We start from the raw sequence: 26,613 nt of genomic DNA on the forward strand, positions 1-26,613 counted from the left end.
ATCACGGTACATCGTGGCTCCGATGCGGTAGATCCAATCTCACGACGGCCGGGGTTCCGGTCGGGACGATCCGCTCCATCGCTTTCGCGTTACCCCTTGCTAGACAGTCGCGGCACCCGGCCATCCAAACAGCGCCGGTCGTCGTGTTCCAATGACCAAACTGCTTCAAGGAGTAACACAATGTCTGAGCGTCAGACCGGAACCGTCAAGTGGTTCAACGATGCCAAGGGCTTCGGCTTCATCACCCCGGAAAGCGGGCAGGACCTGTTCGTCCACTTCCGCTCGATCCAGGGCACCGGCTTCAAGTCGCTGCAGGAAGGCCAGAAGGTCTCCTTCAAGGTCGTGCAGGGCCAGAAGGGCCTGCAGGCCGACGAGGTGCAGGCGATCTAATCGCCCGCAGCGTCTGCTGGATCCGGCCCCGGACGGTAACGTCCGGGGCCTTTTCGTATGCGTGGTCGCGGCCCGGATCGTCACGACGAGGGCACGTCGACGCCGTTAGCGTTCCGTGAGTTCCATTGCCGCGTGGCGGCCCGAGGATCGATGCGATGAGACGGATGGTGCTGTGCGTGTTGCCGATGTTGCTGCTGGCCTGCCAGCGCGAGGTTCCCGTGCCGGCGCAGCCGGCCGCCGACCCCGCGACGCCGGATGCCGGGGCGGTGCAACCGCTGTCGGAAGTCCCGGCCAAGCTCGAGGACGTGGTCGAGATGGACCCGCGCTACATCGTCGGCATCAGCTATCCGCCCGAGGCCAACAAGTACCCGGGCCTGGCCGCGGAGCTGCACCGCTTCGCGCAGGCGGCCCGCGACGAGCTCAAGGAGGCGCTGCCCGGCGCCGACCAGCAGCCCGGCATCACCTACGACCTGTCGCTGAGCTTCAGCACGCTGCTCGACAGCCCCCGGATCCTGGCCATCGCGGCCGATGGCGGCAGCTATACCGGTGGTGCGCACGACAACCCGATCATCGCGCGTTTCGTCTGGCTGGTGCGCGAGGAGATGCTGCTCACCGCCGACGAACTGATCGACGACGCGGGCGACTGGCAGGTGGTCTCGGATTACGTCCGCGAGCAGCTGCACGCCGCGCTGTCGCAGCGGATCGATGCCGACGAGCTCGATCCGGCCGAGCGCAGCCGGCTGATGCGCACCGCCGGCAAGATGATCGACGAGGGCGCGCGCCCGGACGTGGCCAACTACCAGCAGTTCGAGCCGATCGCCGGACCGGGCGGCAGGCTCGCGGGTCTGCGCTTCGTGTTCCCGCCGTACCAGGTCGGGCCCTACTCGGACGGCATGCAGACCGTCGAGGTACCGGCGGCGGTGCTGCTTCCGCACGTCGCGCCGAAGTACCGGGATCTGTTCGTCGCCGGCTGAGCCTCAGGCCGTCAGCGCGCCCAGCGTGCGGCCGATCTCGGCGTCGAGCCGCAGCGTGGCCAGCGCATCGGCGCGCGTGATGCCGCGGTTGAGGATCGCGAGCGGCAGGCCGGCGTCGGCGGCCATCTTCGCGAAGCGGAAGCCCGAATAGACCATCAGCGACGAGCCGACGACGAGCATCGCGTCGCTCGCCGCGAGCGCCGCCTGCGCGGCCTGCACCCGGGCCCTGGGCACGTTCTCGCCGAAGAACACGACGTCGGGTTTGAGCAGTCCGCCGCAGCGGTAACAGGTGGGCGGCACGAATGCGGCCTCCGCCTCCACGGCGATGTCGGCATCGCCATCGGGCGCCATCGCGGCCGCGCCGGGGTGCCAGCCCGGATTGTCGGCGGCGAGCCGGGGCTGCAACGCCTCGCGCGGCATTGCGTCGCCGCAGCCCAGGCAGACGACCCGGTCGAGCCTGCCGTGCAGGTCGATGACCGCCCGGCTGCCGGCGATCTCGTGCAATCCATCGACGTTCTGCGTCAGCAGCGTGGCGACCGGGCCGTCGCGGCCGAGCGCGGCCAATGCACGGTGCGCGGCGTTCGGACGGGCGGCGGAGAACCGCGGCCAGCCGACGAAGCTGCGCGCCCAGTAGCGGCGGTAGATCGCCGGGTCGCCGGTGAAGGCCTGCCAGGTCACCGGCGCGGGCCGCTTCCAGGCGCCGTCGGTGTCGCGGTAGTCGGGAATGCCGGAGCCTGTGCTGATGCCGGCGCCGGTGAGCACGAACACGCGCCGGAATCCGTCGAGCCAGTCGCGCAGGCGCTCGGGGGCGTCGGTGGCTTCGGTGGCGTCGAGGTGGATCGCGGACATGCGGCCATGCTACTCCGGGCTTCTGCTTTTCGTAGGTTTGCGCGCTCGCGCGCGAAACGGCCTTCCCGGTGAAGTCGGTCCGCGAGCGAACGCAGGCTCCACCAGAAGCGAGGTCTTCACCGGAGTCAGGAAAATCCTGCTTCTGCTCACTCGATTGTGGCGTTCGGCTCCGGAGCGAGCGTCGCGCCGGCCGGGGACTGCTCCCGGCTCGGTCAGCCATCCCTGGCTGACTCGCCGCCGCGGGCCATCCATGGCCCGCTATCGCAATCCCCGGCCAGCACGACGCACCTGAGGCCGACAGTACGCGACTTCTTATGGGGGCGACTCTGTATCTCCCCGAAGTCGGGTTGCCGACGTCCACCGCAGTGGACTGGCAGCCGGTGGCTGCGTCAAGCGCGCCATGGATGGCGCGCGCCCGAGTCAAGGCAGGATGCCTTGACCGAGGGGAGAGCGGCTTCCGGCTGGCAGGCCGCTGCCTATCCAAGGTGGTGCTTCCATTCTCGCAATGGGAGCGGCGCCAGAAAGCAGAACGCCCGGCGCAGAGCCGGGCGTTCTGGTCACGCATCGCGGTGAGCGATCAGTTCGCCGCGTCCTTCGGATCGGGCGCCAGGCCGCGCTTGATCAGCAGGGGCTCGATCTGCGGTTCGTGGCCGGTGAAGTCCAGGAACAGCTGCTTGGTGTCCTTGCTGCCGCCGCGCGACAGCAGGGTGCTGCGGAAGCGGTCGCCGTTGGCGCGGGTCAGGCCGCCGTTCTGCTCGATCCACTGCACGGTGTTGGCGTCGAGCACCTCCGACCAGATGTAGGCGTAGTAGCCGGCCGCGTAGCCGCCGTTGATGTGACTGAAGTACGGCGTGCGGTAACGCGGCGGTACCGGCGCGTAGTCCAGGCCGGCCGCCTTGAGGGCGGCGGCCTCGGTCGCCATGACCTCGTCGGCCTTCGGAAGCTGATCGGCCGGCAACTGGTGCAGGTACTGGTCGAGCATCGCCGACCCCAGGTACTCGGTGGTCGCGAAGCCCTGGTTGAACTTCGCGGCCGCCTGCACCTTCTCCAGCAGCTCGGCCGGCATCGGCGCACCGGTGCGGTAGTCCTTGGCGTAGTTGGCCAGCACTTCCGGCCAGTCGGCCCACATCTCGTTGACCTGGGACGGGAACTCGACGAAGTCGCGCGGCACGCTGGTGCCGCTGAAGAACGGGTACTTCACGTCCGAGAACATGCCGTGCAGCGCGTGGCCGAACTCGTGGAACATCGTGGTCACTTCGTCCCAGGTCAGCAGCGTCGGCTGCCCGGCCTGCGGCTTGGGGATGTTCTGGTGGTTGGCCGTGACCGTCAGCGTGCCGTCGAGCTCGGACTGCGAGACGTAGGAGTTCATCCACGCGCCACCGCGCTTGGACGGGCGCGCATAGGGGTCGTAGATGAAGATCGCCAGCTGGCTGCCGTCCTCATTGAAGACATCGTAGGTCCAGGTGTCGGGGTGGTACTTCGGCAGGTCGGTGCGTTCCTTGAACGTGATGCCGTAGAGCTTGGTCGCCGCGAAGAACACGCCGTTCTCCAGCACGTTCTTCATCTCGAAGTAGGGCTTGAGCTGCGCGTCGTCGAAGCTGTACTTGTCCTGGCGGACCTTTTCCGAGTAGTAGGCCCAGTCCCAGGGCTCGAGCTGGAACGACGGCTCGCCCTTGGCGGCCTGCTCGCGGTCGATCATCGCCTGCAGCTCGGCCGCTTCGCGCTTGGCGTTGGCGACGGCGGCCGGCGCCAGCTGGCCGAGCATCGCGTTGACGGCCTCGACAGTGCCGGCGGTCGAGTCCTCGAGGATGAAGGCGGCCTGGTTCGGGTAGCCCATCAGGTTCGCGCGCTCGGCGCGCAGCTTGAGGATCTGCGCGATGACCTCGGTGTTGTCGTACTGGTTGCCGCGGCTGCCGCGGGCGACCGAGGCCTTGTGGATGCGCTCGCGCAGTGCCCGGTTGTTGATCTGCGGCAGCGGCGGCTGGCCCGTGGTGTTGAGCAGGGTGATGACGTACTTGCCCTCCAGGCCGCGCGCCTTGGCGGCGTCGGCGGCGGCCGCGATCTGCGCCTCGGTCATGCCGTCGAGCTCGGCCACGGTGTCGACGACGACCGCCGAATCGTTGACCTCGTTGAGCACGTTCTGGCTGAAGGTCGTCGAGAGCTTGGCCGACTCGGCGTTGATGCGCCGCATCTGCTCCTTCTGCGCCTCGGTCAGGTTGGCGCCGGCGCGGACGAACATCGTGTGGTAGCGCTCGACCAGCCGCTGGCCCTCGGCGTCCAGGCCCAGCGATCCGACGTTCTTGTACAGCGCGTCGACCCGGGCGAACAGCTTGGGATTGAGCATGATCGCGTCGCGGTGCGCGGCGAACTTCGGCGCATAGTCGGCGTCGATGCGCTTGCGTGCGTCGTTGGTGTCGGTGCCGTTGAGGTTGCCGAAGATCCGGCGCGCGCGCGACAGCAGCCCGCCGGACTTCTCCAGCGCGACGATCGTGTTGTCGAACGTCGGCGGCTCGGGATTGTCGGCGATCGCCGCGATCTCGCGCAGGTTCTCGGCCATGCCCGCGTCGAAGGCCGGGCCGAAATGCGCGTCCTGGATCAGGTCGAAGCGCGGGTAGCGCAGGTCGAGCGTGCTCTCGACGAACAGCGGATTGTCGGCCGGGCGCTGGGCGCTGGCGGCAGGCGTGGTCGCGGCCGCGGCCGAGGACTGGGCGAAGGCGGGCAGGGCGGACACGGCAAGGGCCGCACACAGCGCGACGGCAAGCGGGTGCTTGAGCAAGGGTGACTCTCCGGGTGACGTGACCGACTAGGCTAGCCGATCGTGCGCTGCACCGACCGTGCCGGAAGTCCGCGTCCAGGCAACTCTTGAAAATCAACAGGATGGGATGGAATCGTCATGTCGATTGTCATCCGGCGCACCGCGCCGTAGCGATCCGGCGGTCGCCTCGACCGTGCATTCTGCGGCAGACTCAGGCGTCTCCCAGCGCGCGGCGTCCCGGCATGACCACCGTCCACGACTTCACCGCCCGTACGCTCGACGGCGCCGACCAGCCGCTGTCGGACTTCGCCGACCGCGTGCTGCTGATCGTCAACGTCGCCTCGCGATGCGGGTTCACGCCGCAGTACGCCGGCCTGCAGGGGCTGTGGCAGCAGTACCGCGACCGCGGGCTGGTCGTGCTCGGCTTTCCGTGCGACCAGTTCGGCCACCAGGAGCCGGGCGAGGCCGAAGACATCCGCAGCTTCTGCGCGCTGAACTACGCGGTCGACTTCCCGATGTTCGCCAAGGTCGAGGTCAACGGTCCCCACGCGCATCCGCTGTGGGCCTGGCTGCGGGGGCAGAAGCGCGGCCTGCTGGGGACGCGCCGGATCAAGTGGAACTTCACCAAGTTCCTGGTCGGCCGCGACGGCTGCGTGCGCGCCCGCTACGCGCCGTCGACGCCGCCGACCGCGCTGCGCGGGCGCATCGAGTCGGTGCTGGACGAAGGGCGGCGCGGCGCGGGGACCTGAGTCGTGCGGCCGGCGGCGCGGTCGTCGCCGGCCGTGCCAGTCAGCGGACGATCGTGACCGGGATGTCGGTCTGGGCGATGACCTTCGACGAGACCGAGCCCAGCAGCACGCCCTTGACCGCGCCGCGGCCGTGCGAGCCCATGACGATCAGCTCGGCCTTGCGCTTGCGCGCGACCGCCAGGATCGTCTCGGCGATCTCGCCGACCGCGCGGACCTCTTCGATCTCGACCTTGCTGCGCGCCAGCGCCTTGCGCGCCGCCGACAGCGCATGCTCGTGGTTGTCGGCGTGGTAGCTCTGCACCGCCTCCTTGCCGATCCGGCGCTCCACGCCCGGGAACACCGGCGGGTCGACGTGCAGCACGATGACGGCGGCCTTGTCGACCTGCTTGGCCAGCCGGGCGGCGAACTTGAGGGCGCGCGCGCTGATGTCGCTGCCGTCGACGGTGACGAGGATCTTCATGCGGGGTTCTCTTGCTGGGATCTGCCCGATTGTAGATCGGGCGGGCCCGGCGCTGTCACCGGCCGCGTCGCGGCCGGGACCGGCCCCCGCGGCACGGGCTATTTCTCGACGAACGCGCGCTCGAACACGTACTGGCCCGGCGTGCCGATGCGCGGCGCGGCCTCGAAGCCGCGGGCGTCGAGCAGGCCGCGGAAGTCGGCCAGCATCTGCGGGCTGCCGCAGATCATCGCGCGATCAAAGGCCGGGTCGAGCGGATCGAGGCCGAGGTCGGCGGCCATGCGGCCGCTGTCGAGCAGCTCGGTCAGGCGGCCGCGGTGGCTGTGGCCGTCGAACACGAAGTCCTCGCGGGTGACGGCCGGGTAGTACAGCAGCTGCCGCGAGATCTGCTCGCCGAGGAACTCGTGCCGCGGCAGCTCGTTGACGATGTAGTCGCGGTACGCCAGGTCCTGCGCCGAACGCACGCCGTGGGTGACGATCACCTTCTCGAAGCGGTCGTAGGTCTCCGGGTCCTTGATCACCGAAAGCCACGGCGCGAAGCCGGTGCCGGTGCCCAGCAGGTACAGGTTGCGGCCCGGGTGCAGGTCGTGGATCAGCAGCGTGCCGGTCGGCTTGCGGCCGACCAGGATCTGGTCGCCGGGCTTGATGTGCTGCAGGCGCGAGGTCAGCGGGCCGTTGTCGACCTTGATGCTGAAGAACTCGAGCTGCTCCTCCCAGTTCGCGCTGGCGATCGAGTAGGCGCGCAGCAGCGGCTTGCCCTCGACCTGCAGGCCGATCATCACGAACTGGCCGTTGTCGAAGCGGAAGCCGTCGTCGCGGGTCGTGGTGAAGCTGAAGTAGGCGTCCGTCCAGTGACGGACGTCCAGCACCGTTTCGGAACCAAAGGCGGAGGACATAGAAGGCAGGCGTGACGCGGAGCCGCCCATGATAGCAGAGCGATGAGACCGGTTCTCATCTGCGACCCGGTGTCGCAGCCGGGGTGCCGTCGCCCACCGATGACGTGGGCGCCTAGTGCGGCCCGCTTTCCTCGTTCGGGCGCGCACGCCGGTCGCCGAGCAGCGCGCTGAGCACGATCGCGATGCCGAGCCCGGCACCGGTCAGGAACAGCAGCAACGCGATCGCGGGGTAGCCGAACAGCCGCGGTCCGCCGGGGTTGTCCATCATCAGCGCCGAGGCGAGGATCAGCGCGGCGGTGACGACGCCGGCCGCGATGCGGTTGGCGATCTTGTGCAGGCTCTCGAGCAGGTGCGACTCCTCGAGGCCGGTCAGCCGCACGCGCAGCCGGTTCTCGGCCAGCAGCGACAGCACGTTGGACACCTTGCGCGGCGCCTCGCGGACCAGTTCCTGCAGGTCCATCATCTCGCTGGCGAGGTTGGCGGGCGAGAGCGACTTGCGCAAGCGCTGGCGCATCATGTCGTTGAGGTGCGCCTCGACGACGCGCTTCATGTCGAGTTCGGGCGCCAGCGTGCGCACGACCGACTCGAGGTGCAGCAGCGTCTTGCCCAGCAGGCTCATCTCCGGCGCGGTGCGCAGGCCGCAGGCCGTGGCCAGGCGGACCAGGTCGAGCACCAGCCGGCCCTCGGTCTGGCCGGTCGCGCCCGACTGCGCGGCGTAGCGCGCGACCAGCTGGCCGACGTCGCGGTAGTAGCGTTCCTCGTCGAAGTCCTCCAGGCGCGTGCCCATCGCGATGCCCTCGGCGGCGACCTGCTCGCCGCGGCCGTCGACGGCGGCGAACAGCAGCTTGAGCAGGCGCTCGCGGGTGCGCGGCGGCACGTGCGCGACCATGCCCAGGTCGAGCAGCGCCAGCCGGCCGTCGCGGGTGTAGAGCAGGTTGCCCGGATGCGGGTCGGCGTGGATCTCGCCGTGCACGAACACCTGGTCGAGGTAGCCGTGCAGCAGCGCGGTCGCCAGCGGCCCCATGTCGCGCTCGGTGCGCTGCAGGCCGCTGATCGAGGTGACCTTGGTGCCCTCCACCAGCTCCATCGTCAGCAGCCGCGGCCGGGTCAGGTCCCAGATCGGCTTGGGCACGAACAGCGACGGATAGGCGGCGAAATGCGCATCGAACCGGTCGAGGTTCTCGGCCTCGACTCGGTAGTCGAGCTCGGCCAGCAGCGTGCGCCGGAACTCGTGGACCCAGTCGGCGAACCGCACGCGGCGGCCCAGGTCGGTGACCCGGTCGACGCCGCCGGCCAGCCGGGCGAGGGTGTCGAGGTCGTCTCGGATCTGCTCGGCGATGCCCGGGCGCTGCACCTTCACCGCGACGCTGCGGCCGTCGCGCAGCGTCGCGCGGTGCACCTGCGCCAGCGACGCGCTGCCCAGCGGCGTCTCGTCGAAGCTGTCGAAGACCTTGTTGACGCGCACGCCCAGCGCGTCCTCGACGGCCGCGTGGATCACCTGGAACGGCACCGGCGCGACGTCGTCCTGCATCCGCTCCAGCGCGACGAGGTAGGCCGGCGGCACCATGTCCGGCCGCGTCGACAGCGCCTGGCCGATCTTGATGAAGGTCGGGCCCAGCGCCTCGAGGTCGTCCACGAACGCTTCCGGCTGCCCGGCGACCTGATCCTCGTCGACCTCCGCCGTCGCCGCATCGAGGTCGAAACCGGTCAGCACCCCGGCCTTGCGGTACTTCATCAGGAAACGCAGGATCTGCGCGTTGCGCGCAAGCGCCTGGCGGGTATCGGTCATCGCTGGACTCCGTTGATGCGGGCAGCCTACGCAGCGCGGCGTCAACGCCGGCTCACGGCCGATGCCCGCGGCCCGCCGGGCGCTCAGCGATAGCCGGCCGCCTGCAGCTCGAACAGTTCGGCGTAACGGCCGCCCTCGGCCATCAGCTGCGCATGCGAGCCGCTGGCCTCGATCCGGCCCTGCTCGAGCACCAGGATCCGGTCGGCCATGCGCACGCTGGAGAAACGGTGCGAGATCAGCACCGCGGTGCGCCGGTGCGAGAGTTCCTTGAAGCGGCGGAAGACCTCGTACTCGCTGCGCGCATCGAGCGCGGCGGTGGGCTCGTCGAGGATCATCACCTGGGCGTCGCGCATGTAGGCGCGCGCGATCGCGATCTTCTGCCACTGCCCGCCCGACAGGTCGACGCCGTTGCGGAAGCGGCGGCCGATCACCTGGTCGTAGCCACCGGGCAGGCCGGCGACGATCTCGTCGGCCATCGCCCGGCGCGCGGCGTCGGCGATGCGTGCGCGGTCGTCCATCGCCTCCATGCGGCCCACGCCGATGTTCTCGCCGACGGTCAGGTGGTAGCGCACGAAATCCTGGAAGATCACGCCGGTGTTGGCACGCAGCGCGTCGAGGTCGTACTCGCGCAGGTCGCGCCCGTCGAGCAGGATGCGGCCCTCGTCGGGGTCGTAGAGCCGCGCCAGCAGCTTGACCAGCGTGGTCTTGCCCGCGCCGTTCTCGCCGACCAGCGCCAGCACCTCGCCGGCATGCAGCGTGAAGTCCAGGTGGCGGACCGCCCAGCGCTCGCTGCCGGGATAGCGGAAGCCGACGTTCTCGAAGACGAAGCCCTGGCGGATCGGCTGCGGGAACGGCGCCGGATCGGCCGGCGAGGCGATCTCCGGCTCGATCGCGAAGAACGAGAACAGGTCGTCCAGGTACAGCGCCTGGCCCGCGACCTGCGAGAACCCCACCAGCAGGCCCTCGAGCAGCTGGCGCAGCCGCAGGAAACTGCCGGCCAGGAACGTCAGGTCGCCGATCGTGAAATCGCCGCGCACCGTGCGCCAGGCGATGTAGCCGTAGGCGACGTAGTAGCCAAGTGATCCTAGCGCGGCCAGCAGCGTGCCCCACAGCGCCCGGCGCCTGGCGAGCGCGCGGTTGGCCAGGAAGAACCGCTCGGCCAGCGTGCGGTAGCGGTCGATCAGGAAGCGGTGCAGCCCGAAGATCTTCACTTCCTTCGCGGTCTCGACGCTGGCACCGGTCTGGCGCACGTACTCGAGCTGGCGACGCTCGGGCGTCCACTGGAAGTTGAGCGAATAGCCCAGCGCGTTGAAGTGCGACTCACCGACGAACGCGGGCACCAGCGCGACCGCCAGCAGCAGGATCAGCCACGGCGCGTAGACCAGCAGGCCGACCGCGAAGCTGGCGACGGTGATCGCGTCCTGCACCTGTCCGAACAGCTGGCCCATCAGGTTCATGCGGCCCATGGTCTGGCGGCGGGCGCGGTCGAGCTTGTCCTGCAGGTCGGGGTCCTCGAAGTCCTCCAGGTCGAGGGTCGCCGCGTGTTCCATCAGCCGCACGCTGGTGGCATTGGTGAACAGCTCCGAGAGCAGCGCGTCGGCATAGCTGACCAGCCGTCCGAGCAGGTCGGAGCCGATCGCGAGCGCGAACTCCAGCGCCAGCAGGCCGGCGAGCGTGTCGAGCGTGCCGCTCGACCAGGCCTGCGCGAGCGTCGGGACGCCGCCGTCCAGTGCGACGACGCGGATCGCCTCGTCGATGATCAGCTTGCCGACGTAGAGCATCGCCACAGGCAGGAACGCGCGCACCAGGCGCAGGCCGAGGCTGGCCAGCGTCAGCGGGCGACTGGTCTGCCAGATCAGGCGGAGGAAGGGCCGCAGGTTGCGCATCGCGTCGAAGCGCTCGCGCAGGGTGGGGCGGCCGTCGGTGCGATGGGGCTTGGTGGGGGCGGAGGCGGACGTGGGCATGGCCCATTCTCGCGCCTCCGGTGTCGAGGCGCGGGCACGCCGGTGCGCGATGGCGACGGCGGGCGCAGGCGGGGTGTCGCCGGCGACGGCCGGCGGCGCGCGCTCAGCCGCTGCAGCCGCCGCAGCACACCGAGGCCACGCGCTCGACCTGGCTCGGGCGGATCGGATGGCCGGCCTTGGCGAGGATCGCGATCAGGTCGTCGTCGGAGGCCGTGGTCGACACCCGCAGCACGCCGGTGATGTCGACGTCGGCCAGGCCGGCGGGGTCGAGGTTCTGCAGCAGGCGCTCGACGGCGTCGATGTCGATCTGCGGGCGGTCGAGATGGATGTTGAACTGCATCGCGGTGTCCTCGGGACGATGGGGGCGGGCGGTGCGGCCATGCTGGACCGGCACCCGGCCCGGCGCCCTGATCTGGATCAAGCCGGTTCCCGAGTTGCCCGGCTCAGGCCGTGCGCGCCGCGACACGCGCGAAGCGGCGCGCATGCAGCAGGCCGCGCAGCGCACAGGCGAGCGTGGCGCCATGCGCGGCCAGCAGCGCGAGTCCGGCGACGCGCGCCGACGCCGGCCACAGCGCGGCGGCCGGCAGTGCGGCCGTGCACAGCAGGTGCGCGCCGAGCGCGGCGGCCTTCCAGCGCTCGGGCAGCAGCTGTCCCGTGCCGGGCACGCGCACGCCGCGCGGGCCGGCGTCGCGCAGCCCGAGCCAGGCGAGGAACGCGACGATTTCCAGCAGCATGCCCGACAGCATCATCGGCAGCCCGACGCCCAGCCCGAGCGCGCCGGCGAACAGTCCGGTCGACGGCGGCAGCGCACCGGCGGCGACGAACGGCGCGAGCGCGCAGCCCAGCCCGAGCGCGAGCGTCCCGCAGCGCCAGAACCCCACCAGCGCCGGGTTGCGCCGCCGCGGCGCGCGCGCCGGCAGCCACAGCGAGACCGCGACGAACGCCAGCGCCGGCAGCGAGGCGGCGATCGCGAGCCCGGCCTGGGCATCGAACGCGAGGTGCAGGACCGCGCCGACGACCAGCGCCACGCCCGCCGCCACGCACCAGCACGCGAGCCGGCGCGGCGCGATCCCCACCGTGCCCTGGAACATCGGCAGTACCACGCTGCCCACCGCCGCCATCAGCACGAGCACCCAGCCCAGCAGCCCGGTGGCGGCGTGGACGTCGGCCAGTCGCGGCAGCGTCAGCGACAGGTCGCCGCGCAGCGTCGCGACCAGCAGCCCGCCGGCGCAGACCGTGACCGCCAGCGCGCACAGCGACAATGCGATGCCGCCGCGCAGCGCCCGAGCGGCGCCCCGGCGCAGCAGGCCGGGCAACGCGGCCGCCGCGAAGGCCAGCGGCGGGCCCGCGAGCAGTACCGCGGCGATGCCCAGCAGCCTGGGGGACGGCGCCAGCAGGCCGGTCACGAACAGCGCCAGCCCGAGGGTGAACGCGGCGTGCAGCCACGCGGCCGAGCGCCGCAGCGGCATCGGCACCCCGGCCGCCACCGGCAGGAACTGCAGCAGGCTGCCGAGCATCGCGTTGCCGAGCACGCCGAGCGTGAAGACGTGCACCAGCGCGACCGTCGGCGGGGCCCAGCGGCTGACGAACGCGTCCTCGCCCAGCAGCACGCCGACGCCGGCGACCAGGCCCCACAGCGGCGCGGCCAGCAGCCAGCGCAACGGACGCGCAGGCGGCGGCGCCTGCGCCAGGTCGAGTGCGGTCACGGCGGCGCGGACGCCTCGACCGACACCGACGCCGCGGCGTCGCCGCGCTGCCAGATCGCCATGCGCGCATGGCCGGGCGCATCCTCCAGCAGCCGCCACGCGAACCCGTCGCGCCCGAGCAGCGACCACAGCGGCAGCGGACGCATCGGCGTGGAGGCGTCCAGCCATTGCCCCGGCGCCAGCGTGGACAGCGCGTCGAGGATGCGTTCCATGGGCTCGGGTGGCGGGAGGTGGCGCAGGTCGAGGCGGATGCGCATGGCGACGGGGCCGGGGGCGGAGCGCCAATGTGCGCGCGCGCCGCGCGCGGCGCATTGACCTGGGTCAGCGCGCCGCCGGCGGCGTCAGCCCAGGCGCCGGCCGATCTCGCGCGGCAGCGCCAGTTCCTGCCAGCCCTGCGCCTGGACGTGGCGCAGCACCGCGACGACGTCGTCGCAGGAGCGGCGCACCGCGTCGCCGAGCGCGGCACCGGTCATCATCCGTCCGCCGACCAGCGCGGCGAACATGTCGCCGGTGCCCTTGACCGCGTGCGCGACCGACGGATGCTCGAAGGTCTCGTGCCCGTCCGCCGTGACGGCCAGCACCTGCACCGTGCCCGGGGGGCAGGTCTCGGGCGCGGCGCTGGTGACGACGACCCATTCGGTGACCGGGCCGAGCAGCCCGGCCGCGGCCCGCGCGCAGTCGTCGAGCGTGCGCAGCCGCCGGCCGGAGAGCTGCTCGAGCTCGAAGTGGTTCGGGGTCAGGCCGTGAGCGCGCGGCAGCAGATGGTCGCGCCAGACCGGGACCAGCGCCGGGTCGGTGTAGAGGCCGGTGTCGTGGTCGCCGATGACCGGGTCGATCTGCATCCGCAGCGCCGGGTTGCGCGCGCGCATGCGGTCGAGCCACGCGGCGAGCGCGAGGCCCTGCGCGGGCGAGCCCAGGTAGCCGACGAGCAGGTGCCGCGCGCGGGTGACGACCTCGCGCGCCTCCAGGTCCTCGAGCAGGCCCTCGAACCAGTCCGGCGGCAGCGGCGCGCCGTGCATCGTCGGATAGTGCGGCGTGTTGCCGAACACGACCGTGGGCACCGGCGCGACCTGCAACCCGAGCGCCTGCAGCACCGGCACCGCGATGCTGTTGCCGACGCTGCCGTAGACGACCTGGGACTGCACCGAGACGACGTCGACGAGGCGTTCGCCGACGCCCGGCGACAGGGGCGCGGTCGCGCTCATCGCGCGGCTTCCGCGTCGTCGGGCGCGAAGCCGGGCCAGTAGTGACTGCCCGGCAGGCCCCGGTCGCCGAAGATCGCCGTGCCCACACGGACCGTCGTGGCGCCCTCGGCGATGGCCAGCGCGAAATCGCCGGACATGCCCATCGACAGCTCGTCCATCGCGACCCCCGCCGGCGCCTCCTGGCGCAGCCGGTCGCGCAGCGTGCGCAGGCGCACGAAGCACGGGCGCACCAGGGCGGGATCGGGCGAGAACAGCGCCAGCGTCATCAGGCCGCGCACGCGCAGCGACGAGAACGCACCCAGTTGCCGCACGAAGCCCGCGACCTCCTCGGGCGCCAGCCCGAACTTGCTCGGCTCGGCCGAGGTGTTGACCTGGACCAGCACGTCGAGCGCGCGCCCCTTCGCCTGCAATTGGCGGTCGAGCGCCTCGGCGACCCGCAGGCTGTCGAGCGCCTGGAACTCGCTGGCGAAGCGCGCGACGTACTTGGCCTTGTTGGTCTGCAGGTGGCCGATCAGCACCCAGCGCAGGTCGGCGAGATCGGCCATCGCCTCGGCCTTGCCGAGCGCTTCCTGCACCTTGTTCTCGCCCAGTTCGCGCAGGCCGATCGCGTGCGCCAGCCGCAGCCGCGCCTCGTCGACGGTCTTGCTGACCGGCAGCAGGCGCACCTGCGACGGGTCGCGCCCGGCGGCGCGGCAGGCATCGGCGATTCGCGTGCGCACCGCATCGAGGCGGCTGCGCAGCAAGGCGGCGGGATCGTTGGGAGCGTCGGTCATCGGAACGGGGTCGTGGCGGGTCGGTGCCGGCCCGCGGGCCGCGGCCGGGAAGCCGACAAGGATACGCCCCCGCGCGGTGGTCGGCTGCCGCGCCCGGCCGGAAGGCCTAGAATGGGCGGGTTTCCCTCCGCCAGCCTCGAGCCAGCCGTGTCCGCAAGCCATTCCCCGCATGCCGCGCCGTCGAACGCGCCCGTGTCGATCCGCCAGGACGACCTGATCCAGTCGGTCGCCGACGCGCTGCAGTACATCAGCTACTACCACCCGGTCGACTACATCCGGAATCTCGCCGACGCCTACGAGCGCGAGGCCTCGTCGGCCGCGAAGGACGCGATGGCGCAGATCCTGATCAACTCGCGCATGTGCGCCGAGGGCCATCGCCCGATCTGCCAGGACACCGGCATCGTGACCGTGTTCCTGGAGATCGGCATGCAGGTGCGCTGGGACGACGCCACGATGGGCGTGGAGGACATGGTCAATGAAGGCGTGCGCCGCGCCTACAGCCATCCCGACAACAAGCTGCGCGCCAGCGTGCTGGCCGATCCGGCCGGTGCGCGCCGCAATACCCGCGACAACACGCCGGCGGTGGTCAACGTCAAGGTCGTGCCCGGCAACACCGTGGACGTGATCGTCGCGGCCAAGGGCGGCGGCTCGGAGGCCAAGTCCAAGTTCGCGATGCTCAACCCGTCCGACTCGATCGTCGACTGGGTGCTCAGGACGGTGCCGACGATGGGCGCGGGCTGGTGCCCGCCGGGCATGCTCGGCATCGGCATCGGCGGCACCGCCGAGAAGGCGATGCTGCTGGCCAAGGAAGCGCTGATGGAGCCGATCGACATCGTCGACCTGAAGGCCCGCGGCGCGTCGAACCGGATCGAGGAGCTGCGCCTGGAGCTCTACGAAAAGGTCAACGCGCTGGGCATCGGCGCGCAGGGCCTCGGCGGCCTGACCACCGTGCTCGACATCAAGATAAGGGACTACCCGACGCACGCGGCGAACCTGCCGGTCGCGCTGATCCCCAACTGTGCGGCGACCCGCCATGCGCACTTCACGCTCGACGGCAGCGGCCCGGTCGCGCTCGATCCGCCGTCGCTCGCCGACTGGCCCGAGCTGACCTACGCCCCGACCGGCGCACGCCGCGTCGACCTCGACACGATCACGCCCGAGGAGGTCGCGACCTTCAAGCCGGGCGAGGTGCTGCTGCTCAACGGCAAGCTGCTGACCGGCCGCGACGCCGCGCACAAGCGCATGGTCGAGATGCTCGACCGCGGCGAGGCGTTGCCGGTCGACCTCAAGGGCCGCTTCATCTACTACGTCGGCCCGGTGGACCCGGTGCGGGACGAGGTCGTCGGGCCCGCGGGGCCGACCACCGCGACGCGGATGGACAAGTTCACCCGCCAGATCCTCGAGCAGACCGGCCTGCTGGGCATGGTCGGCAAGGCCGAGCGCGGCCCGGCGGCGATCGAGGCGATCAAGGCGCACCGGTCGGTCTACCTGATGGCGGTCGGCGGCTCGGCGTATCTGGTGTCCAGGGCGATCAAGGCCGCGCGGGTCCTCGCCTTCGAGGACCTCGGCATGGAGGCGATCTACGAGTTCGAGGTCGAGGACATGCCGGTGACCGTCGCCGTCGATTCGACCGGCACCTCGGTGCACGAGACCGGGCCGCGCGAGTGGAAGGCGCGCATCAGCGGCATCCCGGTGGTCGAGATCGCCTGATGGCAATCGGCTGACGGACGACGGCGCCCGAGGGCGCCGTTTTTCTTCTGGCGACATCGTCCCGCTGTAGGCGCGCGCTTGCGCGCGATGGACATTCCGGGAACGCCCATCGCACGCGAGCGCGCTCCTACGGAACGCCGGCGACGGCGGCTTCTTCCCTGGCCCGCACTAGTCCACGAACTCGTCGAAGGTCTTGCGACGCCGGAACGGCATCAGGTGCTGGCCGACGATGCCGCGCGGCACGGTCTCCAGCTTCATGACGCCGTATTCCTGCGGCCATTCGCGCTGGTCGCGCGGCAGCTTGAAGGTGCCCATCAGCATGTCGACCAGCGGCAGGTGGATCGCGTAGTTGACGTCGATGTAGGCCTGCTCGCGCGCGTGGTGCCAGTGGTGGTAGCGCGGCAGCACCAGCACGTACTCCAGCCAGCCGAAGCGCACGCCGATGTTGGCGTGGGCGACGACCGCCTGCAGGCCGACGAGGATGACGTAGGCGTTGACCGCCGGCGTCGAGAAGCCGAGCACCAGCAGCGGCAGCAGCACGACGCTGCGCGTGAGCACGATCTCGACGAAGTGGATCCGCGAGCCGGCCAGCCAGTCCATCTCGCGGCTGGAGTGGTGCACCGCGTGGAAGCGCCAGAGCCAGGGGATGTTGTGGTAGGCGCGGTGCAGCAGCGCCTGCGCCAGGTCGGCGACGAACACCGCGATCAGGAACTGCGCCCAGACCGGCAGCGACTGGATCGCCCGCTCCAGTGACGGGAACGCGGCCAGGCCGGTGATCGTCGCGGTCGACGCGGTGACCAGGATCAGGATGAACTGCACCAGCACGTGGCTCATGAAGAAGTACGCCAGGTCGGTGCGCCAGCCCGGGCGCAGCGGCGACACCCGGCGCTTGCCCAGGTAGTGCTCCAGCGGCACGAATACCAGCGCCGAGAAGAACAGCGAGATCACGAACCAGTCCAGGCCGAGCGCGTAGGGGGTCTGGCCGATCGCGTCGAACTGCACGTTGGTGCCGCCCAGCAGCACCGCCAGCGTCGCGCTGCCGACGCCGATCGTGGCGATGCGCTTGTTGCGGTCGCGCAGGATCGCCAGTGTGCCGAGCGCGAACGCGGCGACCAGCCCCACCAGCAGCAGATTGCGCGCGAAGCCCTCGTCGTAGACCGCGCGGAACTCCTTGCTGGTCAGCAGTTCGGGGAAGTGGAAGCAGACGACGCCGAAGACGCTGAGCAGGCCCAGCAGTGCCGAGGCGTAGGCGAAGAACGAGCGCCGCGGACGGGCGGGGGGGGCGACGTCGGGAGATCGCGGGGGCGGGATGGCGGTGGCATCCATGCGCGGGTCCTGGCAGGCGGCGGCGCCGCGGGCGAGCCGATCATAGCCGCTCGCCACGCTGGTGCCGCAAGTGCCCCCGGGCCGCCCATGCTGGGCCGGGCGCGGGCGGTCACGCCCGCGCTGCCGGCTTCAGAACCAGTCCATCAGCGAGATGCCCAGGCCGACGTAGGTCGCCTTGTGGTTGTAGTCGATCAGGCTCTCGCCGTACCCGTCGAACACCTGCAGATGGCCGCGGAAGTTGCGGTGGATCGGGAAGCCCCAGTCGAACTGCAGCGCGCCGTGCGAGCGGTCGCCGCCGCGCAGCGAGTGCCGCGCCATCAGCGAGAACTGGTGGCCGTCGTCGCGCACGTGGGTCAGCGTCAGGTCGCCGCGTCCCATGTAGTCGGCGATGTCGGGGTTGTCGCCGTCGCTGCCCTCGCTGAGCACGATCCACGGGCGCGCGGTCAGCGCCCAGTTCTGGCGGTCGAAGCCGAAGTTGAACATCACCCGGTTCCAGCTGCGCGACAGCGGGTCGCCGCGCCCGTTGGACTGGTGGTTGATGCCGATGCCGCTCATGCGCCCGCGCCAGCCGCCCGGCAGCCCGTAGTTGTTGCGGAACACCATCAGGATCTCGGGCTCGTAGTTGGTCTCGCGGAACGGGCGCGAGTTGTCGTCGCTGTAGACCTGCCAGCGCGAGCTCTGGGTGTAGCCCATCCAGATGTCGCCGTTGTTGCCGAACAGGTTCTCCACCGCCTTGGTCTTGAAGCTGATCTGGAACTTGGCCTCGGTGCTGTCGAGCGCGAGCGGGTCGGTGACCGTGTTCGCCGGGTTCGGCGAGCTCGGCGTGCGGTTGACGTCCGAGGTCCAGAACACCGGCAGCAGGTACAGCGGCTTGTAGGCGCGCAGGTTGAAGATGCCCAGCTTGGAGTCCTTCGCCAGCTCCCAGCGGCTGTCGAGCAGCGAGCCCTGGCCGGCGTTGGCGATCGCGTCCTCGAGCCCGCGGGTGGTGTCGCGCGCGTAGAGGTGGGTGCTGCGCGGCTCGGTCGACAGCACTTCGGCGAGCGCAGCCGGGTCGCGGCGCAGCTCGCGCGCGCGCTCGGCGGTGACGTCGGCCTGCGGCGTCGGCGGCGCCTGGCGACCGGCGAACGCGTCGTAGCACGCCAGCCGCTGCGCGTCCTGTTCGACCGCCAGGCAGGCCTCGAGACTGGCGGGCGCGGCCGGTGCGGTCGGCACGGTCTGCGCCAGGGCGGGCGCGGACAGCCCGGCAAGCGCGGCCGGGAGCAGGGCGAGGCGGAGATTCATTGCGGGGTGTCCTTTGCGATCAGCAGGTTCTGGGGGTCGGCGTTGACGACTTCGGCGACGTGCCGGTCGATGTCGCGGTTGACCGAGGTATCGACGCCGGCGCTGGTCGCCGGCTCGATGTCGTGATCATCGCGGGGCTCGCCCGCGTCCTGCGTGAGGACGACGTGGGTGGTGGTGCGCGGGCCCTGGATGCCGGCGCGCCAGAACGCGGCCTTGACCCGGCGGATCGCCTCGCCCCGGGTCTTGCCCAGGTCGCTCTTGCGCTGGTCGACCCAGCCGAAGAAGCGCAGCACGCTGCCCGAGGCGCCGAACTCGACCAGCGTCCACGACGGGCCGGGCTCGGTGAGCACGTCGTCGATCGCGGCGATCTCGGCCAGCGCGATCGACTCGGCCTGGCGGATCGAATGGCTGGCGTCGATGTTCATCGCGAAGTCGAAACGCCGGCGCGGGTTGCTGCTGTAGTTGAGGATCACCGCCTTGAACACCAGCGCGTTGGGCAGGCGCAACTCGTTGCCCTCGGCGGTGACCAGTATCATCGCGCGTGCGCTCAGCGACGCGACCCTGCCTTCGTAGCTGTCGATCTTGACCGTCTCGCCCGGCTCGAACGGGCGGCGCAGGCTCAGCAGGATGCCGGCGATGTAGTTCTCGGCGATGTCCTTGAACGCGAAACCCATCGCGATGCCGACCACGCCGGCCGAGCCGAACACCACGCCGATCACCGCGGTGGCATTGAGCAGGTCGAGCGCGATCACGATCCCCAGCAGCAGGATCGTCGCCTGCACCCCGCGCCGCAGCAGGCTGTCGAGATAGGGGTTGCGCGTGCGCAGGTGCAGCCAGTGCAGGCGTTGCGACACGACCCGGCCCAGCCAGGCGGCCAGGGCGACGACCAGGCCTGCGGCCAGCAGCAACGGCAGGTTCGCGATCAGCCGCATGATGCGCGCCAGCGTCTCGTCGTAGACCGCGTCGAAGCGGCCGCGTACGTCTGCCTCCTCGAACGCCTGCGCCGCGCTGGCGGCGACCGCATCGCGCTCCTGGGGCGCCGGGGCGGCGGACGGCTGGGGCGCGTCCGGGGGCGCCACGGGCGCCGCTTGAGCCGCCGGCGCCGCGGGCATGGCCTCGGCGGGCAGCGCGGCCGCGCCGACAATGCAGGCCAGGCTCAGAACGACGAACAGCCGGCGGAGCCGGCTGCGAGGAAAGGGCGGGGAGGCGGCGTCGGGATGATCGGTCATCGGGCTATTGTGGACTCAGAACCACCAGGCGAATGCGAAGACCGCGAGCATCGAGACCGCCAGCGCCAGTTTCAGCGCCACGCCCAGCGCGATGCCCAGCCACGTCCCGACCCCGACCCGGGCGGCCTGTCCGAGGCCTGCGGGATACAGGTTCCGTCGACTCAGCAGTTCCCCCGCGACCGCGCCGACGAAGGGACCGGCGAACAGCCCGGGCAGACCGAAGAACAGCCCGACGAACGTCCCGATCACCGTGCCCAGCAGCGCCAGCCGGCTGGCGCCCACGCGCTTGGCGCCGACCGCCGTCGCCCAGAAGTCCACCGCGAACGAGACCGCGGTCAGTACCCCCAGCACGACGAGCGGCAGCGCCCCGACGCGCCCGAAGCCGTCCGCCCAGGCGGCTGTCAGCAGGCCGGCGAACACCAGCGGCAGGCCGGGCAGGGCGGGCAGCACGACGCCCGCCAGGCCCACGACGACCAGCAGTCCGGCGAGCAGATAGAACAGCGCCGTCAGGTCCATCGCAGGCCCCGCGGATGGGGGCGGAAGAGGCCTCCGGAGGGGGCGTCGGCACGCGATTGCATTTTCATAAATGCCGGGTTACTTTGCATCCGCTGTGTTTGTCAAGGTCACCGTGAATCGTGACCCTGCATCAAGTCTCGTTGGCTCGTTCCATCGGTCCGCTGCATCGTCGCACCCGTGTTCTCCTTGCAACCAGCCGCCCGACAGGCGTAATCGATCGATACATCGAACAGTTCCAGGGAGAGAGAGCAACATGGCAGAGCGCGAGACCGGTACCGTGAAGTGGTTCAACGATGCCAAGGGATTCGGATTCATCAGCCGCGAAAGCGGCGAGGACGTGTTCGTGCATTTCCGCGCCATCCAGGGCACGGGCTTCAAGAGCCTGCAGGAAGGCCAGAAGGTCAGCTTCACCGTGGTCCAGGGCCAGAAGGGCCTGCAGGCCGACGCCGTGACGCCGCTCTGACAGGCTGCAACCTCCGAAAGGAAAAAACCCGGCCGTCGGCCGGGTTTTTTCTTGGTGCATCCGGTGCGGTCGCCCGCGGTCAGTAGGCGTAGGCCCGGCCGTTCTGGATGCGCACCGAAGCGCCTTCCTGGATGCCGCCCAGGTCGCTCTGCGTGAACACGGCTGTCCGGCCATCCTGCATGCGCACGTGCACGTTGTACTGGCGCGCACCTTCGACGCGGTTCTGGATCGCGTTGCCGGCAACCGCGCCGCCGACCGCGCCCGCGCCGATCGCGACGTTGCGGCGGCCCTCGCTGTCGGTGTTGCGGCGCGCGAGTTCCTTGGCGGCGACCGCGCCGACGATGCCGCCGATGACCGGGCCGGCGATGTTCGGATTGCCGTTGGTGCCGACCGCCTCGATGCGCGTCACCGTGCCGCAGTCGTAGCAGTTGGATGCGCGGCCGTATCCGCCGCTGCCGTAGCCGCTGCCGTAGTCGGAGCCGGACGAGTAGCCGGGCGAGGTGGCGCAGCCGGCCAGCGCCATCGAGGCGGCGACGACCGCCGTGCCGATCAGACGAGAATTCATGGACGTCTCCTAGCGTGAGCGGGCCCGTCGCCCGACGCTGCCAACGCTAGGTGGGGCGGCGTGAATGGGGCAGCAATTCCCCGCGCGCCGGACGCGTCGCTCGCAGCGTCGTCCAGCGGCGATTCAGACGCTCGTCGCGCTCAGCGCAGGTCGCGGTGGCAGTCGCCGCAGGTCTCGCCGATCGCATCGACGGTGGCGCGCAAGGCCGCGCAGTCGCCCGGTGGCGAGGCCAGCGCCGCGTCGAGCGTGCGCCGCGTGCGGTCGGCATGCGCGGCGAATCCGCGATGGTCGCGCAGGTCGGGAAAGGCCGGTGCCAGATCGTCGGACAGCAGGCGCAGCGTGCGCAGGTTCGCCAGGCCGTCGGCCGGCGCGCAGCGACCGGCCTCGACATCGGCTTCGAGCCCGGCCAAGTGAGCCTGGTAGAGCCGCATCAGCGCGGCCGGGTAGTGATCCTGCCAGCCCCGCCGGCTCTCGAGCGCGCGCAGCACGACGACGAGGGCGAAGACGCCGACCATCAGGCCGATCGCGAACACCACCGCGTAGCGCGCGGCCGCCGACGGCGGCGCGGGGGCGGGCGGGCGTGGCTCGGGCGTGGACATCGCGCGCTCCTGGCGTCGGCTGGGGCGGCGCGACCATAGCACGCGGTCCGGCCGGGCCGGGGCACCGGTAGAATCCACGCATGGACGAAGACGCACGCGCCCGCTTTTCCGGAATCGAACGCCTGTACGGGCAGGGCGCGCTCGCGCGGCTGCTGCAGCGCCACGTCGCGGTGGTCGGGCTGGGCGGCGTCGGCTCCTGGGTCGCCGAGGCACTCGCGCGCAGCGGCGTCGGCACGCTGACGCTGATCGATGCCGACGACCTGTGCGTGTCCAACACCAACCGGCAGTTGCCGGCGCTCGAAGGCCAGTACGGGCGCAACAAGGCCCGGGTCATGGCCGAGCGCTGCCTGGCGATCCATCCGCGCGCGACGGTGCACGCGTTGGAGGACTTCGTGACCCCGGCCAACCTCGAGACGTTGCTGGGGCGGGGCTACGATCTGGTGATCGACGCCTGCGACAGCTTCCGCAGCAAGGTCGAGCTGATCGCGTGGTGCCGCCGGCGCAAGCTGCCGGTGATCACCGTGGGCGCCGCGGGCGGGCGCATCGACCCGACGCTGGTGCGCGTGCGCGATCTCTCGCGCACCGAGCACGACGCGATGCTCGCGCTGATCCGCAAGAAGCTGCGCACGGAGTTCAACTTCCCCAAGAGCCCGAAGCGCTATTTCGGCGTGCCGGCGATCTACTCGCTGGAGAACGTGCGCTATCCGCAGGCCGACGGCACGGTCTGCGGCATCCGCCCGCAGCTCGGTCCGGACGCGGCGCTCAACCTCGATTGCGGCAGCGGCCTGGGGGCGGCGACGCACATCACCGGTGCGTTCGCGTTCGCCGCCGCCGGCAAGGCGCTCGAACTGCTGCTGCGGCCCGCGGCAGACGCCGCGGCCTGAATCGCGCCTAGGGCGGCGGCAGGCCGAACAGGCGCGCCGCGTTGTCGCTGGTCCGGGCGGCCACCGTCGCGGCGGACTCGCCGCGCAGGCGCGCGACCGCGTCGAGCACGCGGACCAGGCGCGCCGGTTCGTTACGCTGGCCGCGGTGCCCGCTGTCTGGCTGGTCGGGCGCGTCGGTCTCGAGCAGCAGTTGCTCGATCGGCATGCCGGCCACCAGCCGGTGCAGGCGGCGCGCCCGGTCGTAGGTCACCGGCCCGCCGAGTCCGATCAGGAAGCCGTGCTGCCACAACTGGCGCGCCTGCTCGGGACTGCCGGCGAAACTGTGCACGACCCCGCGCAGGCCGTCGAACCGGCGCAGCGTCGCGATCACCGCGTCCACCGCGCGCCGTGCGTGCACGATCACCGGCAGGTCGTGCGCGTGCGCCAGCCGCAGCTGCCCCTCGAAGTAGCGCGCCTGCGCTGCGCGGTCGAGACCGTCGACGAAGTGGTCGAGGCCGCATTCGCCGACCGCCACCGGCCGCTCGCGCACGATCCAGTCCGCCAGCGCGTCCAGGTCCTCGGGTCGATGCTCGGCCAGGAACAGCGGATGCAGGCCGTAGGCCGGATACAGGCCGGCGCCGGACGCGCAGACGGCGCGCAGCGTCGGCCAGGCCGCGCGCGCGACGGCGGGCACGACCTGGCGCAGCACGCCCGCCGCGCGGGCCCGCGCCAGCACCGCCTCGCGGTCGCCGTCGAACGCCGGCGCGTCGAGATGGCAGTGGCTGTCGACCAGCATCAGGGCCTGCGGGCCTGCCCGTCGATCGGTGCGCGCCGGTCGCCGCCGGCCGGCGGCGCGGGGCTGCGCTTGCGCTTGGCCAGCGCGACCGTCGCCAGGCCGAGCAGCACCTCGTCGACGAGGATGATCGGGTCGGGCACGACGAGGTTGATGCCGAACAGCACGGCCACGACCACGAACAGCCGCGGGTAGCTCAACTTCGACAGCCAGGACACGAGCGGAACGGACAGGGGGCTGGGCATCGCGGACCTCGCTTGGATGCGGAATGCGGCCACGCTAGCACGGGCCTGCGGAACGGCGGTTTAGCGTCGGGTCAGCGTCTCGGGGCGGAATTCCGGTGCCTGTTCAGCTTCGAGATGGTGCAATCGCCGCAACACGTACAGGCCGAGGGCCGGAGGAGATCCCGATGAAGGGCAACACGATCGCGATTGCGCTGGCATCCCTGCTCGTGGGCGGCGTGGCCGTCGGCGCGTACCACAACAGCCGCGACGGCGCGGGCGCGGCGGCCACCGCCGAGCGCGCACAGGACCGCCTCGACTACGCCGACGTGCTGGCCGCCCAGCCGGTGACCGAGACCGAGCAGGTCTACGCCACCGTGCTGGGCAGCGAGCCGATCCGCGAAACCATGACCTCCACCTCGCCGCGCGAGGTCTGCGAGGACGTCGTGGTGCAGGAGCGCCTGCCCGAGCGCGACGGCAACGTCGGCGGCACCGTCGCGGGCGCGCTGATCGGCGGCCTGGTCGGCAACCAGGTTGGCGGCGGCAACGGCCGCAAGCTGGCGACCGCGGCTGGCGCGACGGCCGGCGGCTTCATCGGCAACCGGGTCGACCGCAACCACGTCGGCGGCCGTGTCGTCGAACGCGTCGACCGCCAGTGCCGCACCGTGCAGGACGCCTCGCAGTCCTCGCGCGTGGTCGCCTACAACGTCACCTACCGCAATCCCGACGGCACTACCGGCTCGATGCGCACCGACAGCAAGCCGGGCAACCGCATCCTGCTCGGCGACGAGGAGAAGACCGTCGGCTACGACGTGACCTACCGCTACGAGGGCACCGAGCGGACGCTGCGTATGCGCGAGGCGCCGGGCGAGCGGCTGCCGGTGCTCAATGGCCGCGTCATGACCGCGGCGATGGACGGCGCCCCCGAGCGCGGCTGACCCCGCCAGGGTCGCAGGTTCCCACCGAAGGGCCGGCATTCGCCGGCCCTTCGGCTTCGTGGGCCGGTCGCCCGGCGCGCGCGGATCGATACAATGCCCGGCATCCCGCCCAGACCGGACCGCCATGGCCCTGCATCCCTACGACCTGTACGACGTGCGTTCGCTGCTCGACGAGGACGAGCGCGCGGTCCAGGACGCCGTCGCGCGCTTCACCGACGAGCGCGTGCTGCCGATCATCGGCGAGTGCTTCGACCAGGCGCGGTTCCCCACCGAGCTGATCCACGAGATGGCCGAGCTCGGCCTGCTCGGCGCCACGCTGCCGGCCGAGTACGGCTGCGCCGGCCTCAATGCGGTCAGCTACGGCCTGATCTGCCAGGAGCTCGAGCGCGGCGACAGCGGCCTGCGCAGCTTCGCCAGCGTGCAGTCCTCGCTGTGCATGTACCCGATCTTCGCCTACGGCAGCGAGGAACAGCGCCGTCGCTGGCTGCCCGAGATGGCCGCCGGCCGGGTCATCGGCTGCTTCGGCCTGACCGAGCCCCACGGCGGCTCGGACCCGGGAAACATGAAGACCCATGCCCGTCGCGACGGTGACGACTGGATCCTCAACGGCTCCAAGATGTGGATCACCAACGGCAACCTGGCCGACATCGCGATCGTCTGGGCGAAGACCGACGACGGCATCCAGGGCTTCGTGGTCGAGAAAGGCTTTGCCGGGTTCTCGGCGCAGGAGATCAAGCACAAGATGAGCCTGCGGGCCTCGGTCACCAGTGCGCTGTACTTCGACGACGTGCGCGTGCCCGATGCCAACCGCCTGCCGAACGTCAAGGGACTCAAGGGCCCGCTGGGCTGCCTGACCCAGGCACGCTACGGCATCACCTGGGGCCCGATCGGCGCGGCGATCGCGTGCCTGGACGAGGCGCTGGGCTATTCCAGGGAACGCATCCTGTTCGATCGCCCGGTGGCCGCGACGCAGAGCGCGCAGATCAGGCTCGCCGACTGGGCGCGCCGCATCACGGCCGCGCAGCTGCTGTCGCTGCAGCTCGGGCGCCTCAAGGACGCCGGCAAGATGCAGCCAACCCAGGTCTCGCTGGCGAAGTGGAACAACTGCCGCATGGCGATCGACATCGCCCGCGAGGCGCGCGACCTGCTGGGCGGCGCCGGCATCACGACCGAGCATTCGCCGATCCGGCACGCGCTCAACCTCGAGTCGGTGATCACCTACGAGGGCACGGAGACCGTGCACCAGCTGGTCGTGGGTCGCGAGCTGACCGGCATCAACGCGTTCTGACCATGCGGACGATCCGGTCGCGCGGGTTCACCTCCGACAGGGCGTGGGGCGCACTGGATGTCGCCGCGATCGCGGGCGCGACCGTCCGCCTGCACTGGACCGATCGCCCGTATCGGTGGCACGTCAACGACGGCGAGGAAGTCTTCGCTGTCCTCGACGGCCGCGTGGAGATGCGATATCGCCAGGGCGAGGACGAGCACGCGGTCGTGCTGGAAGCCGGCGACCTGTTCCATGCCGCCGCGGGCGATGCGCATGTCGCCCATCCGATCGGCGAGGCGCGCATCCTCGTGATCGAGAAGGCCGGCAGTCTCTGA

Annotated in this window: 28 protein-coding genes; 9 read left to right on the forward strand and 19 right to left on the reverse strand. The window is 71.0% G+C overall.

The features are described from left to right. The first annotated feature begins 180 nt into the window (after nt 1–180). Both WQ56_RS04065 and WQ56_RS04070 read left to right on the forward strand, forming a co-directional pair. Nucleotides 181–390, forward strand: coding sequence for a cold-shock protein (locus WQ56_RS04065; protein ID WP_047135789.1), 210 nt, complete (start codon nt 181–183; stop codon nt 388–390). Nucleotides 391–545: 155 nt separating this feature from the next. After that, nucleotides 546–1,364 (forward strand): DUF3298 and DUF4163 domain-containing protein, encoded by an 819-nt coding sequence (locus WQ56_RS04070; RefSeq protein ID WP_047135790.1) that lies wholly within the window; start codon nt 546–548, stop codon nt 1,362–1,364. A 3-nt stretch (nt 1,365–1,367) separates the two neighbouring features. Here the strand turns inward: WQ56_RS04070 and WQ56_RS04075 are convergent, their stop codons facing one another. Next, the gene (locus tag WQ56_RS04075; protein ID WP_047135791.1) at nt 1,368–2,213 is read right to left on the reverse strand and encodes an NAD-dependent protein deacetylase; all 846 of its coding nucleotides are present in this window, start codon (nt 2,211–2,213) and stop codon (nt 1,368–1,370) included. A gap of 577 nt (nt 2,214–2,790) precedes the next feature. Then, nucleotides 2,791–4,935 (reverse strand): M3 family metallopeptidase, encoded by a 2,145-nt coding sequence (locus WQ56_RS04080; RefSeq protein WP_047135925.1) that lies wholly within the window; start codon nt 4,933–4,935, stop codon nt 2,791–2,793. Nucleotides 4,936–5,210: 275 nt separating this feature from the next. Between WQ56_RS04080 and WQ56_RS04085 the strand changes: the two genes are divergently transcribed. Further along, nucleotides 5,211–5,717 carry a glutathione peroxidase gene (locus WQ56_RS04085; RefSeq protein WP_047135792.1) on the forward strand — a complete coding sequence of 169 codons (507 nt, stop codon included), beginning with the start codon at nt 5,211–5,213 and terminating at the stop codon, nt 5,715–5,717. 40 nt (nt 5,718–5,757) lie between these two features. Here the strand turns inward: WQ56_RS04085 and WQ56_RS04090 are convergent, their stop codons facing one another. From WQ56_RS04090 to WQ56_RS04130, 9 genes are all read right to left on the reverse strand, one after another. Further along, a complete protein-coding gene (locus WQ56_RS04090; RefSeq protein WP_047135793.1) occupies nt 5,758–6,177 on the reverse strand; it encodes a universal stress protein in 420 nt (139 codons plus the stop codon). Nucleotides 6,178–6,275: 98 nt separating this feature from the next. Beyond that, on the reverse strand, nt 6,276–7,070 hold the full coding sequence (locus WQ56_RS04095) for a ferredoxin--NADP reductase (RefSeq protein ID WP_047135794.1): 795 nt from the start codon (nt 7,068–7,070) through the stop codon (nt 6,276–6,278). A 112-nt stretch (nt 7,071–7,182) separates the two neighbouring features. Further along, nucleotides 7,183–8,859 (reverse strand): AarF/UbiB family protein, encoded by a 1,677-nt coding sequence (locus WQ56_RS04100; RefSeq protein WP_047135795.1) that lies wholly within the window; start codon nt 8,857–8,859, stop codon nt 7,183–7,185. A gap of 83 nt (nt 8,860–8,942) precedes the next feature. Further along, nucleotides 8,943–10,823 (reverse strand): ABC transporter ATP-binding protein, encoded by a 1,881-nt coding sequence (locus WQ56_RS04105; RefSeq protein WP_047135796.1) that lies wholly within the window; start codon nt 10,821–10,823, stop codon nt 8,943–8,945. Nucleotides 10,824–10,926: 103 nt separating this feature from the next. Then, nucleotides 10,927–11,244 (reverse strand): hypothetical protein, encoded by a 318-nt coding sequence (locus WQ56_RS17605; RefSeq protein WP_156170308.1) that lies wholly within the window; start codon nt 11,242–11,244, stop codon nt 10,927–10,929. Between the two features lie 22 nt (nt 11,245–11,266). Next, nucleotides 11,267–12,529, reverse strand: a complete 1,263-nt coding sequence (locus WQ56_RS04115; protein ID WP_047135797.1) for a hypothetical protein — start codon at nt 12,527–12,529, stop codon at nt 11,267–11,269. After that, on the reverse strand, nt 12,526–12,786 hold the full coding sequence (locus WQ56_RS04120; protein WP_047135798.1) for a DUF2249 domain-containing protein: 261 nt from the start codon (nt 12,784–12,786) through the stop codon (nt 12,526–12,528). The genes WQ56_RS04115 and WQ56_RS04120 overlap by 4 nt, the downstream gene beginning before the upstream one ends. An 84-nt stretch (nt 12,787–12,870) precedes the next feature. Further along, entirely contained in the window at nt 12,871–13,734 is an 864-nt protein-coding gene (gene pdxK, locus WQ56_RS04125) for a pyridoxine/pyridoxal/pyridoxamine kinase (RefSeq protein WP_047135799.1), read from the reverse strand. Next, a complete protein-coding gene (locus tag WQ56_RS04130) occupies nt 13,731–14,507 on the reverse strand; it encodes a YggS family pyridoxal phosphate-dependent enzyme (protein ID WP_047135800.1) in 777 nt (258 codons plus the stop codon). Before WQ56_RS04130 ends, pdxK begins: the two co-directional genes overlap by 4 nt. Nucleotides 14,508–14,699: 192 nt before the next feature. Here WQ56_RS04130 and WQ56_RS04135 point away from each other — a divergent pair, with 192 nt between their 5' ends. Then, nucleotides 14,700–16,217 (forward strand): fumarate hydratase, encoded by a 1,518-nt coding sequence (locus WQ56_RS04135; RefSeq protein WP_047135801.1) that lies wholly within the window; start codon nt 14,700–14,702, stop codon nt 16,215–16,217. A 168-nt stretch (nt 16,218–16,385) separates the two neighbouring features. Here WQ56_RS04135 and WQ56_RS04140 read toward each other — a convergent pair whose 3' ends face one another. The 4 genes from WQ56_RS04140 to WQ56_RS04155 all read right to left on the reverse strand — a co-directional run bounded on the left by WQ56_RS04140 (nt 16,386) and on the right by WQ56_RS04155 (nt 20,569). Continuing rightward, a complete protein-coding gene (locus WQ56_RS04140) occupies nt 16,386–17,543 on the reverse strand; it encodes a sterol desaturase family protein (RefSeq protein ID WP_047135927.1) in 1,158 nt (385 codons plus the stop codon). A 129-nt stretch (nt 17,544–17,672) separates the two neighbouring features. Continuing rightward, nucleotides 17,673–18,824 (reverse strand): phospholipase A, encoded by a 1,152-nt coding sequence (locus WQ56_RS04145; RefSeq protein ID WP_047135802.1) that lies wholly within the window; start codon nt 18,822–18,824, stop codon nt 17,673–17,675. Beyond that, nucleotides 18,821–20,053, reverse strand: coding sequence for a mechanosensitive ion channel domain-containing protein (locus WQ56_RS04150; RefSeq protein WP_052772830.1), 1,233 nt, complete (start codon nt 20,051–20,053; stop codon nt 18,821–18,823). The genes WQ56_RS04145 and WQ56_RS04150 overlap by 4 nt, the downstream gene beginning before the upstream one ends. Before the next feature lie 15 nt (nt 20,054–20,068). Further along, complete coding sequence (locus tag WQ56_RS04155) at nt 20,069–20,569, reverse strand: DUF456 domain-containing protein (RefSeq protein ID WP_047135803.1); 501 nt, start codon at nt 20,567–20,569, stop codon at nt 20,069–20,071. A 253-nt stretch (nt 20,570–20,822) separates the two neighbouring features. Between WQ56_RS04155 and WQ56_RS04160 the strand changes: the two genes are divergently transcribed. Next, complete coding sequence (locus tag WQ56_RS04160) at nt 20,823–21,032, forward strand: cold-shock protein (protein WP_047135804.1); 210 nt, start codon at nt 20,823–20,825, stop codon at nt 21,030–21,032. Between the two features lie 79 nt (nt 21,033–21,111). Here the strand turns inward: WQ56_RS04160 and WQ56_RS04165 are convergent, their stop codons facing one another. Both WQ56_RS04165 and WQ56_RS04170 read right to left on the reverse strand, forming a co-directional pair. Further along, complete coding sequence (locus WQ56_RS04165; RefSeq protein ID WP_047135805.1) at nt 21,112–21,597, reverse strand: hypothetical protein; 486 nt, start codon at nt 21,595–21,597, stop codon at nt 21,112–21,114. 140 nt (nt 21,598–21,737) lie between these two features. Then, complete coding sequence (locus WQ56_RS04170) at nt 21,738–22,196, reverse strand: hypothetical protein (RefSeq protein WP_047135806.1); 459 nt, start codon at nt 22,194–22,196, stop codon at nt 21,738–21,740. A gap of 80 nt (nt 22,197–22,276) precedes the next feature. Between WQ56_RS04170 and WQ56_RS04175 the strand changes: the two genes are divergently transcribed. Then, a complete protein-coding gene (locus tag WQ56_RS04175; protein WP_047135807.1) occupies nt 22,277–23,080 on the forward strand; it encodes a tRNA threonylcarbamoyladenosine dehydratase in 804 nt (267 codons plus the stop codon). Between the two features lie 7 nt (nt 23,081–23,087). On the opposite strand, the gene WQ56_RS04180 is transcribed toward WQ56_RS04175, so the two are convergent. Both WQ56_RS04180 and WQ56_RS04185 read right to left on the reverse strand, forming a co-directional pair. Then, nucleotides 23,088–23,858 (reverse strand): TatD family hydrolase, encoded by a 771-nt coding sequence (locus WQ56_RS04180; protein ID WP_047135808.1) that lies wholly within the window; start codon nt 23,856–23,858, stop codon nt 23,088–23,090. Beyond that, nucleotides 23,855–24,097, reverse strand: a complete 243-nt coding sequence (locus WQ56_RS04185) for a DUF6116 family protein (RefSeq protein WP_047135809.1) — start codon at nt 24,095–24,097, stop codon at nt 23,855–23,857. Before WQ56_RS04185 ends, WQ56_RS04180 begins: the two co-directional genes overlap by 4 nt. Nucleotides 24,098–24,261: 164 nt before the next feature. Here WQ56_RS04185 and WQ56_RS04190 point away from each other — a divergent pair, with 164 nt between their 5' ends. The 3 genes from WQ56_RS04190 to WQ56_RS04200 all read left to right on the forward strand — a co-directional run bounded on the left by WQ56_RS04190 (nt 24,262) and on the right by WQ56_RS04200 (nt 26,613). Beyond that, the gene (locus WQ56_RS04190) at nt 24,262–25,011 is read left to right on the forward strand and encodes a glycine zipper 2TM domain-containing protein (RefSeq protein ID WP_047135810.1); all 750 of its coding nucleotides are present in this window, start codon (nt 24,262–24,264) and stop codon (nt 25,009–25,011) included. A 124-nt stretch (nt 25,012–25,135) separates the two neighbouring features. Beyond that, complete coding sequence (locus tag WQ56_RS04195; RefSeq protein ID WP_047135811.1) at nt 25,136–26,299, forward strand: acyl-CoA dehydrogenase family protein; 1,164 nt, start codon at nt 25,136–25,138, stop codon at nt 26,297–26,299. Nucleotides 26,300–26,301: 2 nt separating this feature from the next. Next, nucleotides 26,302–26,613: a cupin domain-containing protein gene (locus WQ56_RS04200; protein ID WP_047135812.1), complete on the forward strand. Its 312-nt coding sequence runs from the start codon at nt 26,302–26,304 to the stop codon at nt 26,611–26,613.

This window comes from Luteimonas sp. FCS-9 (assembly GCF_001014645.1).
Classification (GTDB): domain Bacteria; phylum Pseudomonadota; class Gammaproteobacteria; order Xanthomonadales; family Xanthomonadaceae; genus Luteimonas.